Source organism: Pseudomonas sp. W3I7 (assembly GCF_030816095.1).
In the GTDB taxonomy this organism is placed as follows: Bacteria; Pseudomonadota; Gammaproteobacteria; order Pseudomonadales; family Pseudomonadaceae; genus Aquipseudomonas; species Aquipseudomonas salomonii.
Window position 1 is genome coordinate 5511150 of sequence record NZ_JAUSXP010000001.1, and the last position, 14397, is coordinate 5525546.

The following is a 14397-nucleotide window of genomic DNA, read 5'->3' on the forward strand; positions in this document are numbered from 1 at the left end:
CCGCCGCCACGCGCCATCCATGGCGCGGGGCGGCTAAACCGGCATCCCTGCCGGTTTACCCCCCAAATCACTGTCGAATTCCGGCCATCGTGTTTGACGGGGCGATTTCAGATCAAGATCAAGATCAAAAGCGCAGATCAAAAGACCGCTGACTTCGTCAGCGAAAAGGATGTAAGGGCCAGAGCAACAGCAACAGCAACAGCAACAGCAACAGCAACAGCAACAGCAACAGCAACAGCAACAGCAACAGCAACAGCAACAGCAGAGCAATACTCGGTCAACTGTGGGAGCTGGCTTGCCTGCGATGGCATCAACTTGGTTTACATGACACACCGAGGTGTCTGCATCGCAGGCAAGCCAGCTCCCACAGAAAAGCAGCTCTTCAGTGTATGTAAATGCGCTTTTCGCTTTTGATTCAACCACTCAGGTCGGCTTTCAGGCCGCCGTGCTCTGCTTTTGATCTTGCTTTTGATCTGAGGCGCCCCGTCAACCACGCTGGCCGAACGCAGGCTTGAATCCGTGGGTAACCCGGCAGGACGCCGGGTTAGCCGCGCTGGGCCAAGGATGGCCCATCGCGGCGGCCCACGGATTCAAGCCGGAGTGAGGGCACACCGAGCCTAAGCGAGGTGCCGAGTGGTGGGGCACAGACCTTTTGGTTACTTTTGGGGCGTTTGCCAAAAGTGACCCGCTGTAAGAGCGGAACCATAAGCCGCCGTGACCTAAATAACGGATATGCCCCCAAGATAAAACAGCCCAACACCACAGACGCCAATATTTGTGTAAATACCTATGCCGCGATGGCGACAGATCAGTCAATACATCGGTGACTGACAGATCGCTATCGCAGGCAAGCCAGCTCCCACAGGTTTTTGCGCCGGCCTTTAGCGCGGTGGGTAGTTGGAGAGGATCTTGCTCACGGTACTGCGAACGGCATCACTGCGATCCTGCGGGTTCGGCGTGCTGGCCATCATCTGCTCGTCGCTGCCACGCCACACCAGTTTGCCGTCCTTGCCGTCGAGCAGGTCGATCTGGATGGTCGCCACTTTGTAAGTGATGTTGCGCGTTTCGTTGTACATCGGCCCGCCCCAATAGCCATTCCACGGCCCGCCCCAGGCGCCGCCGTAATTGGTGGTGACTTGTTGCTGGCGGTCTTCGACGATCAGGTAGGCCTGCACATTCAGGTCGGCCTTGGCACCTGCGGCGGCGGGGCGCAGGCCGCGTTGGTCGAGTTGCTCACCCACGGCCTGGCGGATGCGTTGCTCGGTGAGGTCGCTCTTGATCCGTGGATCATCCGGGCGGTATTGCAGCGCCGGGTCTTTCCAGGCCCAGTTGCGGTAGGCGCCAAAATCGCGGCTGGCATCAAAGTCGTGGTTGACTTGGCTGGTCTGGCAGCCACTCAACAAGACCACCACAGCAAGAGCAGCAAGGCGACGAAACATGAGTGTTCTCCAAAAGACGGAATAAGCCTGAGATGAGAATAGCGGCTAACTGGGTGGATAAGCGCTCATTGCCTTCTGCATCGCTTCGCGCAATGCATCAGCGCGTTCGCTCAGGCTGCCCTGGCTGGTGGTTTCGGCGCTGGTGCTCCATACCGGCTGACGCGTGCGGGCATCGAACAGGCTCACGCGCGCCACCGCCACCGTCACCTCATACGTGCGTACCACCGGCACCGTGTTGTACATGCCGTAGCCATTGCCATAGCGGTTATAGCCGCCGTAGCCGTAGCCATAGTCGTCCTGCACCTGGCGCAGGCGTTTTTCCAGGCGCACATCGGCGGTCACCAACAGGTCGGGAGCGCGGTTGTCATGCAGGGGGCGCAAGCCGCGCTGGTCGAGGGCGCCGCTGACCGCTTCGGCGATTTGCGCCGAATCGGCCCAGGCCGTGCCCGCCGGCAGTTGGCCGTTGAGCCAGCCCCAACTGCGGTAGGCACCATAGTCGCGCACCGGCGCCGGGTAGGCACTGGCATCAAAGGTATTCGCCGCCTGGGCCGGAGCCGGCGGCAGCGGGGCCGAGGCGGCGACGTAGGGGTTGGGCGTGGAGCAAGCGCTCAAGCCCAGCGATAACAGGATCAAACAGAGACGACGCATTTCGACCTCCGCAGACTGGGCCGCTTAAACCGGACGGCAGACCCAGTGCAAATAACGCCCAAGCCCGGCAAAGCTTGGGTGACGACGGTGAGCGAGTTCCATCTCCAACAAATCCTGCAGATCGGCACGGGCCTGGAATTCCACCGGCATGTAGTCGTGGAACACCCGCACGCCACTTTGGCTTTCGACCTGCCAAAGCCCTTCGAGTTGCGCCGCCAGTTCCCGTGGGTCGAGCGGTTGTTGCGGGGTAAGGCTTTGCTTCTCGCCGGCCATGTCGTTCTTGCGCATTTTGCGGAAATGGCCTTTGAGCAGGTTGCGGTAAATCAGCGCATCACGGTTGTAGAACGCCAGCGACAGCCAGCCGCCGGGCACCGTGAGCTGGTGCAGCACCGGCAGGATCGCGTGAGGTTCGGCCAACCATTCGAGCACGGCGTGGCACAGCACCAGGTCGTAGGGTTCAGTGAGCTGGCCGAGCAATTGCTGCCAGGGCGCGTGGATAAAGGTCGCGGTCTGGCCCGCCTCGGCAAAGCGTTGACGGGCGCCTTCAAGCATCGGCTCGGCGGGTTCGGCCAGGGTCACGTGATGACCACGCTCGGCCAGCCACAGCGACATATGCCCCAGGCCCGCGCCGATATCCAGCACGCGCAGCGGGCGCTCGGGCAAGGCTTCAGTCAGATCGGCCTGCAACACCGCCAGGCGAATCGCACCTTTGGCGCCGCCGTAGATCTTCTCGGCAAAGCGCGTGGCCAACTGGTCAAAGTGACGGTCACTCATGGGCGAACCGCCGTTCGCTGTCGGCCAGTTTGGCGCGTACCACTTCGTTCATGTCCAGGCCCAGCTCACTGCACAGCAACAGCAGGTACAGCACGATATCGCCGACTTCCTGCCCGGCGTGGGCGAGTGCGTCCGCCGGCAGCTGGCGCGACTGGTCTTCGGTCAGCCACTGGAAGATTTCCACCAGCTCGGACATTTCCACACTGGCGGCCATGGCCAGGTTTTTAGGGCTGTGGAAGCGCTTCCAGTCGTTGGTATCGCGAATACGGTGCAAGCGTTCGGTGAGGTGTTCGAGGTTCATGCGGGGGCTCCTGAAGGTGTATAGCTTCGGGCGGATGCCGGGCGAAGGCAAGTGAATCCCTGTAACGCATCAACCTCTATGCTAAAAGGGAACTCGCTTGGTGTAATAACGACCAAAGGCTCAGCGACGCCCTCCTCTTCATCAGGACACACACATGCAGGTAGAAAGCTTTTTCGAATGGTTGGGCCAGGCACTGGGTTCCGTCATCCGCTTTATCGTCGACGGGCTCAGCGGGTTGTTTGGCGCCTTGACCCACGCAGGCGGCAACTTTATTGAAGGCCTGTCGCGCACATTGGGCATGGACACCTCGATCATCAGCATCGCCGCCCTGATCATCGGGTTGATGTTGCTGTACTCGGCGGTGCGTGCGTTTATGCGCGCGTCGATCATTATGGGGATTATCTGGTTGATGCTGGGGCTGTGGTTGCTTAGTTGGGTTGTGCATTAATACTTGAAAACACTCACCCTGCTGACTGATTGGCGCGACCGCCGTACCCATCGCCGCGTCTGGGCATTGGCGGCGCCGATGATCTTGTCGAACATCTCGGTGCCGCTGGTGGCCCTGGTGGACAGCATGGTCATCGGCCACCTGCCCCACGCCCATCAACTCGGCGCTGTGGCCGTGGGCGCCAGCCTGTATACGTTCCTGGCCTGGGCCATGGGCTTTCTGCGCATGGGTTCTACCGGGTTTGCCGCACAAGCCGCCGGGCGCGGGGATGGCGCGGCGCTCAGGCAAATCCTGCTGCAAGGTTTGCTGTTGGCGCTGGGGCTGGCGATGCTGCTGGGCACGGTGGGCATTCCGCTGAGCCATCTGGCCCTGGAGTGGATGCAGCCCTCGCCCGAGCTGAACCAGCTGACTCGCGATTTTTTCCACACGCGTTTGTTCGGCCTGCCCGCCGCGCTGGCCAGCTACGCCTTGGTCGGCTGGTTCCTCGGCACGCAAAACGCCCGCGCACCACTGGCTATCCTGCTGACCACCAACCTGGTCAACATCGCCTTGAACCTGTGGTTTGTACTTGGCCTGGATTGGGGTGTGGTCGGCTCCGCACGTGCCTCCGTTATCGCCGAATGGACCGGCGCCCTGCTCGGCCTGGCCCTCACGCAAAAAGCCTTGCGTGCGTATCCCGGACAGATCGCCTGGGCGGCATTAAAGCGGTGGCAAAGCTGGCGCCCACTGCTGGCGGTGAACCGCGATATCTTCATCCGCAGCCTGGCGCTGCAATCAGTGTTTTTCATGATCACCGTGCAAGGCGCCCGTCTGGGCGATGCCACCGTAGCGGCCAATGCGCTGTTGCTCAACGGCCTGCTGTTGACCGCCCACGCTCTCGACGGTTTGGCCCACGCAGTGGAAGCCCTGTGCGGGCACGCCATCGGTGCGCATGATCGCCAGGCGCTACGCCGCTCGCTGGTGGTTGCCTGTGGCTGGTCACTGATTGCCAGTGTGGGGTTCGCGCTGCTGTTCACTTTCGCCGGGCACCTGTTTATCGCCATGCAAACCGGCATCCCGAGCGTGCGTGAAACCGCCGATACTTACCTGCCCTACCTGGCTGTGCTGCCGTTGATTGCGGTGTGGAGCTACCTGCTGGACGGCCTGTTCATCGGCGCCACTCGTGCCCGGGAGATGCGCAATGGCATGCTGCTGACCGTGGTGATACTGCTGCCCTTCGCGTGGTTGTTACAGGGCTACGGCAACCACGGGCTGTGGATAAGTTTCCTGGTGTTCATGGCCCTGCGCAGCCTCACGCTGTATGCAATCGCCTGGCGGCTGAACAAACGTAATCAATGGTTGGGGTAATTCGCCCTGTCAGTTCTCACAGGTTACAACGCTGACGTTCCGGCGTTGAATGGAGATCGCGCCTGAAGAGTCTTTAGCTTCAGGCTGCGATCACCTTTCAACTCAAGGAAGACCCCATATGAGCAACAACACCTACTGGATTATCGGCGCCTTGATAGTGGTCGTATTGATAGCTGTCGCGGTCCTTCGTAAGTCCAAGAAGAAAAAAGCCAAGCCCCCAGCCGAAACCATCGCTGAACCGCCTGTTCAGGTTCCTCCAGTCACTCCGGACACGGGCGAATGGACGCTCAAACTGGATAACAATCCATCAGCACTGCCCACGCAGCCCGTCATCCCGGCAGGCGTGGAGATTGTGAATCAAACGAACTTTCACATCGTCGTGATAAGACTCGGCATAACAACGACAGTACCCCCACAGGGTCGAACACTGATGGAGGATGACGATGGCTGGACAGTCAGCCCTTCAGCGCAAAACACGCTGCAGTCTGTCGCGATGGAGAAAAACACCCCCGAAAGCTCGGCCAAGTACACCCTGATAGTCCGGTAAAGCCAGCCTCACTGGCCTGGAGGGGAGCGGATAAACGCTGTGACCTGATCCAGCACCGGCGCCAGCCAGCGCAATGGCTTGGCAATGGATGAGGTTTTAGTGAACGTGCTGGAAGGGGTGAGTGCGTTGAGCACTTTGATCGCAGAGCAGGCCGACTGGCATGCGGCGACTGCCAGGGTGAGCGCTTGCAGCCATTTGCTCGACATTATTCAGGCCCTATGAAAACTGCAGGACTTGCATCAATCCAACTGTGGGAGCGGGCTTGCTCGCGAAGGCGGTGGGTCAGTCGGTACATGTATTAACTGACACACCGCCTTCGCGAGCCAGCCCACTCCCACACTGGATCTTTGCTACGTTGAGATCTTGGTCAGCCTGGGAGCATTGTACTTACGAGAATACACACAAAATCTCACATGTCGCGCCGAAACCTTTTACGGTCCTGAACCACTTACAAACTGAACATCTTGTCTTCAACTTAACGTGGACCTCTCATGGACAATCTGACTCCTCTTGCCCCCACCCCATCCGGCGCCGCAATAACACCTCAGCCTAAATCTGACCCAGCCGCGATAACCGGCATACAATCCAAAGTGCTTTTCACTGACGAAAACACCTCTATAAAAATAGATTACGCATATGACCCATTCAAAAAAGTCTATGTCGACGAGGGTATCATCTCCATCAAAACCAAAGACCAATCAGATACTATCAACATTACTGTAGGGGCAGATAACAAACTTACCGCCTATATCAATGGCATGCCCCACGAACTTCCGACGAGCGCCGATAACAAACAAATGCAGCTGTACATTTCTTCCAGTGGGGGGAATGACAGGATCAACATTGACCCCCTCGTCCAAAATATCGTCCTCATCAGTGGTGGCGACGGTGACGACTGGATCAGCGCAGGTGGCGGATACTCGCGGATAAACGGTGGCGCGGGCAACGATTACATTGAAATGGGCAGTGGCACCGGCCTCGCCTACGGCGGCGATGGCAACGACGTGATGGTCGCAGGTAAAGGTCATGCAGTCATGTCGGGTGGCAACGGCGATGACAAATTGTTCGCTACGCTCGCTGCGGATACTAAAAGGCAGGTTTTTCTCAATGGCGATAGCGGCAATGATCAACTGTATGCTGGCGCAGGTATAAATGTCTTGAATGGAGGGTTAGGTGATGACACGTTATTTGGCCACCACCGAACAACCTTTTATACCGGTGCCGGCAAAGACACCGTTAACTCTTACAGTGCACAGGATAAAATTTACGCACAGGACACCGATACCATTCACAACGCCAGCAATGCCCCCATCGAACACGTTAAATATGTCAACAGCGGTAAACACGGCTTTAAAATTGAAGGAAAACCGGACTTTATCTCAAACGTAGAAGACTATCTTGAGCAACTCCGGGGATCACCTAGCGGGCAAATAATGCTCCAGGAACTGGACAGGCTAGCTATTAAAAACGGCGGCCCCGTCGTCATAAAAGAATCTGAGTACTCAGTGAGCTACTACCGCTTCAGAAACTCACACACCGACAAGGTGCCTGATGGTGAGCACTGGAAACACAAATCGCAGGAGTTTGGTTATATAACAGATGGTCAAGCAGGCTCGGTAGCCACCCACGCCGAGATAGGACTTGATGGAGCTCAATTTGGGCTCGACATAAATGAACCTCCGCTGCTGAAACTTTATCACCAAATGGTTCATGCATTTAACGGTGCTCATGGAACGATGCTGCCGGGCAGTCAACCCATCATCGGGGCGGATGGAAAGCCCGTTCTCGTCGATGGCCGACCAAAAACCGCGCTGAATTTGGAGTACCAAGCCTTCGGCATTCCTACCGGTGGCCCGCTCTTGGACTTCGATAACGACCCCCTCACGCCGCCCACCGCGACAAACCCGCCGCCGTTCACAGTGAATCATTTGCGCACGGAGATGGGCACACCGCCATTAAACACAATGGCGGCCAACCTGTAAGAGTGAGTATCGGCGCAACGCGCACCACCACGGGATGCCCCAGTGGTAGCCAATACCTTGCTGATTAATGGCAGGCACATTCGACCTGCGAGCAAGCCCGCTCCCACACCGGATCTCTGTGATCTAAAGATCTCGCCAGCCTGGGAGCGGTGTACTTACGAAGACAGGTAAGACGAGCGTGTCAGCCCCAGACGCAACGCGTCCAGGAACTGCGTACGCTCGCTGGCACTGATCTTCGCGCTGGCGCACTTGTCACGGTAATGCGTCATCAATTCCTCCGGCGACAAGTGCACATAGCGCAGCATGTCTTCGATGGTGTCGTGGGTTTCGATCCCGGCGCTGTACACCGAACCGTCTTCACGCTGGTAGATGTTCACCGAGTCGGTGTCACCGAACAGGTTGTGCATGTCACCAAGGATTTCTTGATACGCGCCGACCAGGAAGATGCCCAGCAAGTAGTCTTCGCCTTCGTTCAAACCGTGCACCGGCAGGCTGGTCTCGATGCTCTGCTCGTCGACGTATTGCTTGATCTTGCCGTCGGAGTCGCAGGTCAGGTCTTGCAGCACGGCGCGGCGCAGCGGCTCTTCGTCGAGACGGTGCAGCGGCAGAATCGGCAACACTTGGCCGATCGCCCAGGTGTCCGGCAGGCTCTGGAACACCGAGAAGTTGCAGATGTACTTGTCGGCCAGCTTGTCGTTGAGCTCATCCAGCACTTGGCGATGCGAGCGCTGGCGGGCTTTGAGCGAGTTGTGCAGACGACGGCACACGGCGAAGTAGCACTGCTCAGCCAGGGCTTTTTCCGCCAGGGTCAGCTTGCCGTCGGCGTACTGGGTGGCCACATCGCTCATGTAGTGAGTGGCGCGCCAGTAAGTCTCGGTGACCATTTCGATGTCGGTCGGGCCCAGCAGGTCGACCAGCCACTGCACGGTTTCCGGCAGGCTTTCCTTGTTCTCGATCTGCGGGATTTCGTCGTTGTGTTTTTCAACGTCGGTGACTTGCACCACCAGCATGGCGTGGTGGGCGGTCAGGGAACGGCCGCTTTCGGAGAAGATGTGCGGATGCGGCAGGCTCTGCGCGTCGCAGAATTCCTTGAGCATGCCCACCACCACACCGGCGTAATCGTCCATGTCGTAGTTGATCGAACTGGCGTTACGCGAGTGCGTGCCGTCGTAGTCCACGCCCAGGCCACCGCCCACGTCGATGTGATCGACCGGCAGGCCGAGGTTGCGCAGTTCGCCGTAGTAACGAATGGCTTCCTTGAAACCGTGCTGGTAGTCGGCCAGGTTGGCGATCTGCGAACCCATATGAAAGTGCAGCAGGCGGATGCCCTGGTCCAGGCCGGCTGCGCGGAAGCGCTCGACCACCGACAGCAATTGCGCCGCCGACAAACCGAACTTGGACTTCTCGCCACCGGTGTCCGCCCATTTGCTCGACGCCAGCGACGACAAACGCACCCGCAGGCCAACCTGCGGCTTGACCTTGAGGCTTGCAGCCTCTTCGATCACCAGGCCGACTTCGGATTCTTTCTCGATCACGATAAACACATTGTGACCCAGCTTCTGGCCCATCAGCGCCAGGCGGATGAACTCACGGTCTTTGTAACCGTTGCAGACGATGGTGCCGCCCTTCGGCGCCAGGGCCAGCACGGCCAGCAGCTCAGGCTTGGAGCCGGCTTCCAGGCCGATCGACACGTTCTGGGTGGCGATGATGTTCTCGATCACCGCTTCCTGCTGGTTCACCTTGATCGGGTACAGCGCGGTGTACTTGCTCTGGTATTCCAGGCGCTCGATGTTGGAATCGAACGCGCCGGTCAGTTGGCGTACACGGTCTTGCAGGATGTCGGGGAAACGCACCAGCAGCGGCAAGGACAGGCCGCTTTTGCGCAGCTCGTCGACTTGCTCGTACAGATCAACCGGCGTGCTGTTCGGGCCGTTCGGACGGACTTCAACGCGACCGGCATCATTGATCGCGAAATACCCGGCCCCCCAATGGCGAATCCCATAAACACTGCGGCTGTCCGCAACTGTCCATTGGCTGCCATCGTCTTTGCGTGTGCGTCGTACGGACATCGAAGTCCCCTATATAAAGTCGAAGATCACCACACCCTTCTTGCAAGGCTGGCGAAGTCTAAAGAATGAAAATGACGATTTGCCTGTAAGGAAGGTAGACCCCACTCGCAGGGCAGAGTTTAGACACCGGTCAGGAACAGGCTCTGTGAAAACCATGGAGACGAGCGTTCGCGTTCAGCAAAGCGGTCATCGGGGTGGGTTTCACAGAGGCGGCTAGCCGCCGGATTTCTTCGCCTTGTAACCCAGCTTGATCAGCTCGGCCAACAGCAACTCGACGTGATCGCCCTGGATCTCGATGACGCCGTCTTTCAACGCGCCACCGGTGCCACAGCGCTTTTTCAGCGTGGTAGCGAGTTCCTTCAGGGCCTCTTCGGCCAGGGGCACGCCGGTGATGGTGGTCACCGTCTTGCCGCCACGGCCCTTGCTCTCGCGTCGTACGCGGGCAATACCGTCGCCTTCAGGAATCAGGGTCTGTTTGCAGGTACACGAATCCACGGGCTGACGACAGTCCGGGCAGTGTCGACCTGCGTCGGTGGAAAATACCAGGCCACCAAGGGCGGCGAAGGATGCGGCTTTTTTGGCCACCGGCAATCCTCTTGGGAGGACAAAGACTGATCGGTATTCGGCTCTCGTTACAAGAAGCCGCTTACCGACCGCGAAGCCCCACTCAGGCAGGGGCAGCGCTACCGAAACGCCAAGGCGGTTCGGGTGAAAAGGCGCGCAGTGTAACGGCAAAAAGCCGGCTTGCTAAGGGCCAAATAGCGCCAATTTATGCAACTTTAGCGACGTGAGGCCAGATAGCGCCGCAAGCCCTCTTGAGCATCCGGGCAGTAAGGCTTTTGTTCGGCTTCCTGCAGGACCGTTTCAAGGGGCAGAAACCGCGCTTCCATGACTTCTTCGGGCTGCAAGCGCAACGGGCCGTCCCACACTGCCGAGTAAGATTTGCACCAGAGCCGGCTGCCTTCCTCCTCGAAGTAGAAGTGGTCATGCTCGACCAATTCCACACCGCCAACGCCGAGCTCCTCTTCCAGCTCACGGGCCGCCGAAACCGCGTAGGTCTCGCCCGCCGCCACCATGCCGCCCGCCGCTGTGTCCCAAAAGCCTGGGTACAGGGCTTTGCTGTGGGTGCGTCGGTGCACACACAGCTCACCGGCCGAGTTGAACAGGAAAATAAAGGTGCACCGGCCGATCAGCCCGCGCTGGCGCAGGTCGGACCTGACGAGGTGACCGAGCAGGTTGTCCTGTTCATCGACCCAGCAGATCAGTTCAGCATCAGAGGCCGCACGGTGTGCGGCCTCCTTTTGAATAGCGTCCATCATCACCCCTGGTTGAGGAGCTGACGCAAATCTATAACTGCAGCGTTTGCCCGGGAAATATAGTTGGCCATGACCAACGAGTGGTTGGCGAGGATGCCAAAGCCACTGCCGTTAAGAATCATAGGACTCCAAACCGGTTCCTGCGAGGCTTCCAGCTCGCGAATAATCTGACGCACGCTGACGGTGGCGTTTTTCTTGGCCAGCACGTCGGCGAAGTCGACTTCAATCGCGCGCAGCAAGTGCGACAAGGCCCACGCCTGGCCACGGGCTTCGTAGAACACGTTGTCGATCTGCATCCATGGGGTTTCCACCACTTCTTCATCGACCTGCGGCACTTCACCCGGCGCCAGCGCCTCGGTTTTCAGCGCGGTGTTCAATTTTACCCGGCCTACGCTGGCCGACAGACGTTGCGACAACGACCCCAGGCGCGTGGCGACATCGCCCAGCCAGTTGTTCAGGTTGTCGGCGCGGGCATAGAACAGCGCGCCTTTCTGGTTCGGGTCGGACAGGCGCGCTTCATAGCGGCTCAGGGAATTGATGCCTTCCTGGTATTCCGACTCGCTGGACGGCAGCACCCAGCTCTTGTTGTCGAAGTTGAAGCGCGGTTCAGCCTTGGCCAAATCTGCGTCTTCAGCCGACTGCGACTGCGAACGGGCAAAGTCTTTACGCAGGGCGCGCGTCAGGTCGCGCACTTGCACCAGCACGCCGTACTCCCAGCTCGGCATGTTGTCCATCCACAGGCCCGGCGGGAAACGGTCGTTGGAAATGTAGCCACCGGGCTTGTTCAGCAAAGTGCCGACCACGGTCTTGAGGGTTTCGACGGTGGTGTAGCCAATCACCATCTGCTTGCCTTCCTTCTCGGCGGCAAGCTGGGCGTTTTGCTGGACCGGGAACAGCGCCGGCTCTTCGCTCCAGTACCAACCCAGGCCGCCGGTGACCAACAGGTACAAGGCCAGCACGCTGAGCAGCGCTTTGCTCATCAGCAGGTTGCGAAAGTAGCCGCGTTGGGTCGACTTTGGCTCAGGGGCGGGGCCTTTGGCACTGCCTGCACGGTTTTTCCAGTCCAGCATGGCGATATCCTTTCAATCACTTGAGTTCATGCACGTCAATTGTCCGGTTGCGGTCAAACACTCCGACCACAACCCTACCCCATCGTGCCCATCGGCGCGGGGCTTTTAACCGAAAGTGGCAGGTGGGAGGCGTTCGACTATAAAGGATGCACGCTTTTTACGCAGCGCGACCATTGAGTCGATAAATGAATACCCAAGACGTGTACTTAATTGACGTATGACACTCATGCAACAGAAAAGAGGTGCTAGCATAGAGCCATCAGTCGACCTCAGCATGCACCTTCACTAGTAGTCAGGATATGACCGAGCCAGAAGACCCCAGCCGTGAGCGTCTCAAGCACCATTTTGCCCAGCGGGTAATTCATCAGGCACGTCAAATTCTTGAGATCTGGCAACGCCTGCAACGCAGCGAATGGTCGAACACCGATTTGTCCGAACTCAGCGAAGCCAACCTGCGCCTGCTGCGCTTTGCCGAGCGTTTCGAACAGCCGGAACACGGCCAACTGGCGCGGCACATCGGCGAATCGCTCAAGGCCGTGGACGACAATCGCGGCCGCTTGAGCAGCCAGGTCATCACCGAACTCAACCGCCTGATGCAACGCCTGTCCCGCACCGGCCTGCGCCAGGGCGACCAGTTGGAACAAACCTTCCTGCCGCCGATGCGCAAGCCCATCTACGTGATGCTGGCCGATCACGACCGCGCCGAACGCCTGGCCAAGCAGCTGGAGTTCTTTGGCATGAGCGCCCAGTCCCTGGACAGTGTGGCGGCGTTTCGCGCCTCGCTGGCCGAGCGCCTGCCCTCGGCGATTGTGATGGATGTGGACTTCTGCGGCGCGGGCCTGGGCCTCAAGCTGGCCGCCGAAGCCCAGGAAGGCCTCGAGCAAAAGCTGCCGCTGCTGTTTTTCAGCCTGCACGAAACCGACACGCCAACGCGCCTGGCCGCCGTGCGCGCCGGTGGCCAGGAGTTCCTCACCGGCACCCTGGAAGCCTCGAGCCTCTTGGAAAAGATCGAAGTGCTGACCTGCGTCGCGCAGTACGAACCCTATAAAGTGCTGATCATTGATGACTCGCGGGCCCAGGCGCTGCACACCGAGCGCCTGCTCAACAGCGCCGGCATCGTCACGCGCACCTTGATCGAACCGATCCAGGCCATGGCCGAACTGGCGGATTTCCAGCCGGACCTGATCATCCTCGACATGTATATGCCCGCCTGCACCGGCACCGAACTGGCCAAGGTGATTCGCCACAACGACCGCTACGTCAGTGTGCCGATCATCTACCTGTCGGCCGAAGACGACCTGGATAAGCAGCTGGACGCCATGAGCGAAGGCGGCGACGACTTCCTCACCAAGCCAATCAAGCCGCGTCACCTGATCACCACCGTGCGCAACCGCGCCGCCCGCGCCCGCAACCTCAAGGCGCGAATGGTGCGCGACAGCCTGACCGGGTTGTACAACCACACTCACATCCTGCAATTGCTCGAAGACTGCAGCTTCCGCGCCCGCCGCGAGAACAAGCCGCTGAGTTTTGCGATGCTCGACATCGACCACTTCAAGCGCGTCAATGACAGCCACGGCCACCCCATGGGCGACCGCGTGATCAAGAGCCTGGCGCTGTTTCTCAAGCAGCGCCTGCGCAAGACCGACTACATCGGCCGCTACGGCGGCGAAGAGTTCGCCATCGTGATGCCCGACACCGACCTGGAATCGGCCTGCAAGGTGCTGGACGAAATCCGTGGGCGCTTTGCCGAAATTCACTACCCGGCCCAGCCGCAGGATTTGTGGTGCACCTTCAGCGCCGGGCTGGTGGAGCTGTGCGACGATTCCGACAGCCTGATGATGGCCGCCCAGGCCGACGAGGCGCTGTACCGCGCCAAGAACGCAGGACGCAACCGCGTACAAGCCGCTCGCACATCAAAGCAAAGTGCCATCTTTTCACCGGAATCCACCGAATCCGTCATAACTTTGTAATGGAAACGCAATAACTTCAGGCACTTATCTTTTGCTGTCGGTTGAAACCACGCATGCGCCTGAAGCTGCTGACCAATCTCAATACCCTTCTGCTGGTGGCCGTGTGCCTGGCCCTTGGGGCCACGCTTTGGTGGTCGCAACGCGCACTGGAACGGCCTTATCTGCTGATGGAACGCTACCTGGGCCTGTCGCAGACCTTTCAGAACCAGGCCGCGCGCAACATTGACGACTACCTGTCCAGCGGCGATGCCCTGCGTTTGAGCAGCGCCAGTCAAAGCCTGGAAAACCTGTTGCAGCATCTGGACGAGTTGCCGCAAGAACTTGCGCAGAACCTGCGCCCCAGCCTGGTGGATCTGGACACCTTCAGCAAAACCGAGCTGCTCGCTGCCGGCAAACTGGCGGGCGACCCACAAGCTCTGTTGCTGCAAGCCGAACGTGAGCTGGGCGCGAACCTGGAGCAACTGAGCCAATACGCCACGGGCGCCA

At 59.3% G+C, this 14397-nt stretch carries 14 protein-coding genes; 5 read left to right on the forward strand and 9 right to left on the reverse strand.

The genetic code is table 11. The annotated features are described in order from the left end of the window. Positions 1 to 881: 881 nt before the first annotated feature. The 4 genes from QF043_RS25525 to QF043_RS25540 are packed head-to-tail and all read right to left on the reverse strand — an operon-like array spanning position 882 to position 3162. Positions 882 to 1439: a DUF4136 domain-containing protein gene (locus QF043_RS25525; protein WP_305457459.1), complete on the reverse strand. Its 558-nt coding sequence runs from the start codon at positions 1437 to 1439 to the stop codon at positions 882 to 884. A gap of 45 nt (positions 1440 to 1484) precedes the next feature. Beyond that, a complete protein-coding gene (locus tag QF043_RS25530; RefSeq protein WP_307420626.1) occupies positions 1485 to 2087 on the reverse strand; it encodes a DUF4136 domain-containing protein in 603 nt (200 codons plus the stop codon). 24 nt (positions 2088 to 2111) lie between these two features. Beyond that, entirely contained in the window at positions 2112 to 2861 is a 750-nt protein-coding gene (locus tag QF043_RS25535; protein ID WP_305457456.1) for a methyltransferase, read from the reverse strand. Further along, positions 2854 to 3162 (reverse strand): MazG-like family protein, encoded by a 309-nt coding sequence (locus tag QF043_RS25540; RefSeq protein ID WP_305457454.1) that lies wholly within the window; start codon positions 3160 to 3162, stop codon positions 2854 to 2856. The genes QF043_RS25535 and QF043_RS25540 overlap by 8 nt, the downstream gene beginning before the upstream one ends. A gap of 154 nt (positions 3163 to 3316) precedes the next feature. Between QF043_RS25540 and QF043_RS25545 the strand changes: the two genes are divergently transcribed. The 3 genes from QF043_RS25545 to QF043_RS25555 all read left to right on the forward strand — a co-directional run bounded on the left by QF043_RS25545 (position 3317) and on the right by QF043_RS25555 (position 5504). Continuing rightward, positions 3317 to 3610, forward strand: coding sequence for a hypothetical protein (locus QF043_RS25545; protein ID WP_017136733.1), 294 nt, complete (start codon positions 3317 to 3319; stop codon positions 3608 to 3610). Positions 3611 to 3613: 3 nt separating this feature from the next. After that, positions 3614 to 4957 carry an MATE family efflux transporter gene (locus tag QF043_RS25550; RefSeq protein ID WP_307420627.1) on the forward strand — a complete coding sequence of 448 codons (1344 nt, stop codon included), beginning with the start codon at positions 3614 to 3616 and terminating at the stop codon, positions 4955 to 4957. Between the two features lie 118 nt (positions 4958 to 5075). After that, positions 5076 to 5504 carry a hypothetical protein gene (locus tag QF043_RS25555; protein ID WP_307420628.1) on the forward strand — a complete coding sequence of 143 codons (429 nt, stop codon included), beginning with the start codon at positions 5076 to 5078 and terminating at the stop codon, positions 5502 to 5504. Positions 5505 to 5512: 8 nt separating this feature from the next. On the opposite strand, the gene QF043_RS30910 is transcribed toward QF043_RS25555, so the two are convergent. After that, positions 5513 to 5710, reverse strand: coding sequence for a hypothetical protein (locus tag QF043_RS30910; protein WP_373460729.1), 198 nt, complete (start codon positions 5708 to 5710; stop codon positions 5513 to 5515). 285 nt (positions 5711 to 5995) lie between these two features. Between QF043_RS30910 and QF043_RS25565 the strand changes: the two genes are divergently transcribed. After that, positions 5996 to 7486, forward strand: a complete 1491-nt coding sequence (locus tag QF043_RS25565; RefSeq protein WP_307420629.1) for a M91 family zinc metallopeptidase — start codon at positions 5996 to 5998, stop codon at positions 7484 to 7486. Positions 7487 to 7641: 155 nt separating this feature from the next. Here the strand turns inward: QF043_RS25565 and speA are convergent, their stop codons facing one another. The 4 genes from speA to QF043_RS25585 all read right to left on the reverse strand — a co-directional run bounded on the left by speA (position 7642) and on the right by QF043_RS25585 (position 11851). Next, positions 7642 to 9555, reverse strand: coding sequence for an arginine decarboxylase (gene speA / locus QF043_RS25570; RefSeq protein ID WP_056860452.1), 1914 nt, complete (start codon positions 9553 to 9555; stop codon positions 7642 to 7644). A gap of 213 nt (positions 9556 to 9768) precedes the next feature. Continuing rightward, a complete protein-coding gene (locus QF043_RS25575) occupies positions 9769 to 10140 on the reverse strand; it encodes a translation initiation factor Sui1 (RefSeq protein ID WP_012722004.1) in 372 nt (123 codons plus the stop codon). 194 nt (positions 10141 to 10334) lie between these two features. Further along, positions 10335 to 10871, reverse strand: coding sequence for an NUDIX hydrolase (locus tag QF043_RS25580; RefSeq protein ID WP_307420630.1), 537 nt, complete (start codon positions 10869 to 10871; stop codon positions 10335 to 10337). A 2-nt stretch (positions 10872 to 10873) separates the two neighbouring features. Beyond that, positions 10874 to 11851: a DUF2333 family protein gene (locus QF043_RS25585; RefSeq protein WP_370589438.1), complete on the reverse strand. Its 978-nt coding sequence runs from the start codon at positions 11849 to 11851 to the stop codon at positions 10874 to 10876. A 389-nt stretch (positions 11852 to 12240) separates the two neighbouring features. Between QF043_RS25585 and QF043_RS25590 the strand changes: the two genes are divergently transcribed. Continuing rightward, complete coding sequence (locus QF043_RS25590; protein WP_305457440.1) at positions 12241 to 13911, forward strand: PleD family two-component system response regulator; 1671 nt, start codon at positions 12241 to 12243, stop codon at positions 13909 to 13911. Positions 13912 to 14397: the final 486 nt, after the last annotated feature.

Bases quoted from the DNA above. Each gene is read 5' to 3' on its own strand.
- QF043_RS25555 (WP_307420628.1), top strand. From the start codon at position 5,076: ATGAGCAACAACACCTACTGGATTATCGGCGCCTTGATAGTGGTCGTA.
- QF043_RS25525 (WP_305457459.1), bottom strand. From the start codon at position 1,439: ATGTTTCGTCGCCTTGCTGCTCTTGCTGTGGTGGTCTTGTTGAGTGGC.
- QF043_RS25540 (WP_305457454.1), bottom strand. From the start codon at position 3,162: ATGAACCTCGAACACCTCACCGAACGCTTGCACCGTATTCGCGATACC.
- QF043_RS25545 (WP_017136733.1), top strand. From the start codon at position 3,317: ATGCAGGTAGAAAGCTTTTTCGAATGGTTGGGCCAGGCACTGGGTTCC.
- QF043_RS25565 (WP_307420629.1), top strand. From the start codon at position 5,996: ATGGACAATCTGACTCCTCTTGCCCCCACCCCATCCGGCGCCGCAATA.
- QF043_RS30910 (WP_373460729.1), bottom strand. From the start codon at position 5,710: ATGTCGAGCAAATGGCTGCAAGCGCTCACCCTGGCAGTCGCCGCATGC.
- speA (WP_056860452.1), bottom strand. From the start codon at position 9,555: ATGTCCGTACGACGCACACGCAAAGACGATGGCAGCCAATGGACAGTT.
- QF043_RS25590 (WP_305457440.1), top strand. From the start codon at position 12,241: ATGACCGAGCCAGAAGACCCCAGCCGTGAGCGTCTCAAGCACCATTTT.
- QF043_RS25530 (WP_307420626.1), bottom strand. From the start codon at position 2,087: ATGCGTCGTCTCTGTTTGATCCTGTTATCGCTGGGCTTGAGCGCTTGC.
- QF043_RS25535 (WP_305457456.1), bottom strand. From the start codon at position 2,861: ATGAGTGACCGTCACTTTGACCAGTTGGCCACGCGCTTTGCCGAGAAG.
- QF043_RS25580 (WP_307420630.1), bottom strand. From the start codon at position 10,871: ATGGACGCTATTCAAAAGGAGGCCGCACACCGTGCGGCCTCTGATGCT.
- QF043_RS25585 (WP_370589438.1), bottom strand. From the start codon at position 11,851: ATGAGCAAAGCGCTGCTCAGCGTGCTGGCCTTGTACCTGTTGGTCACC.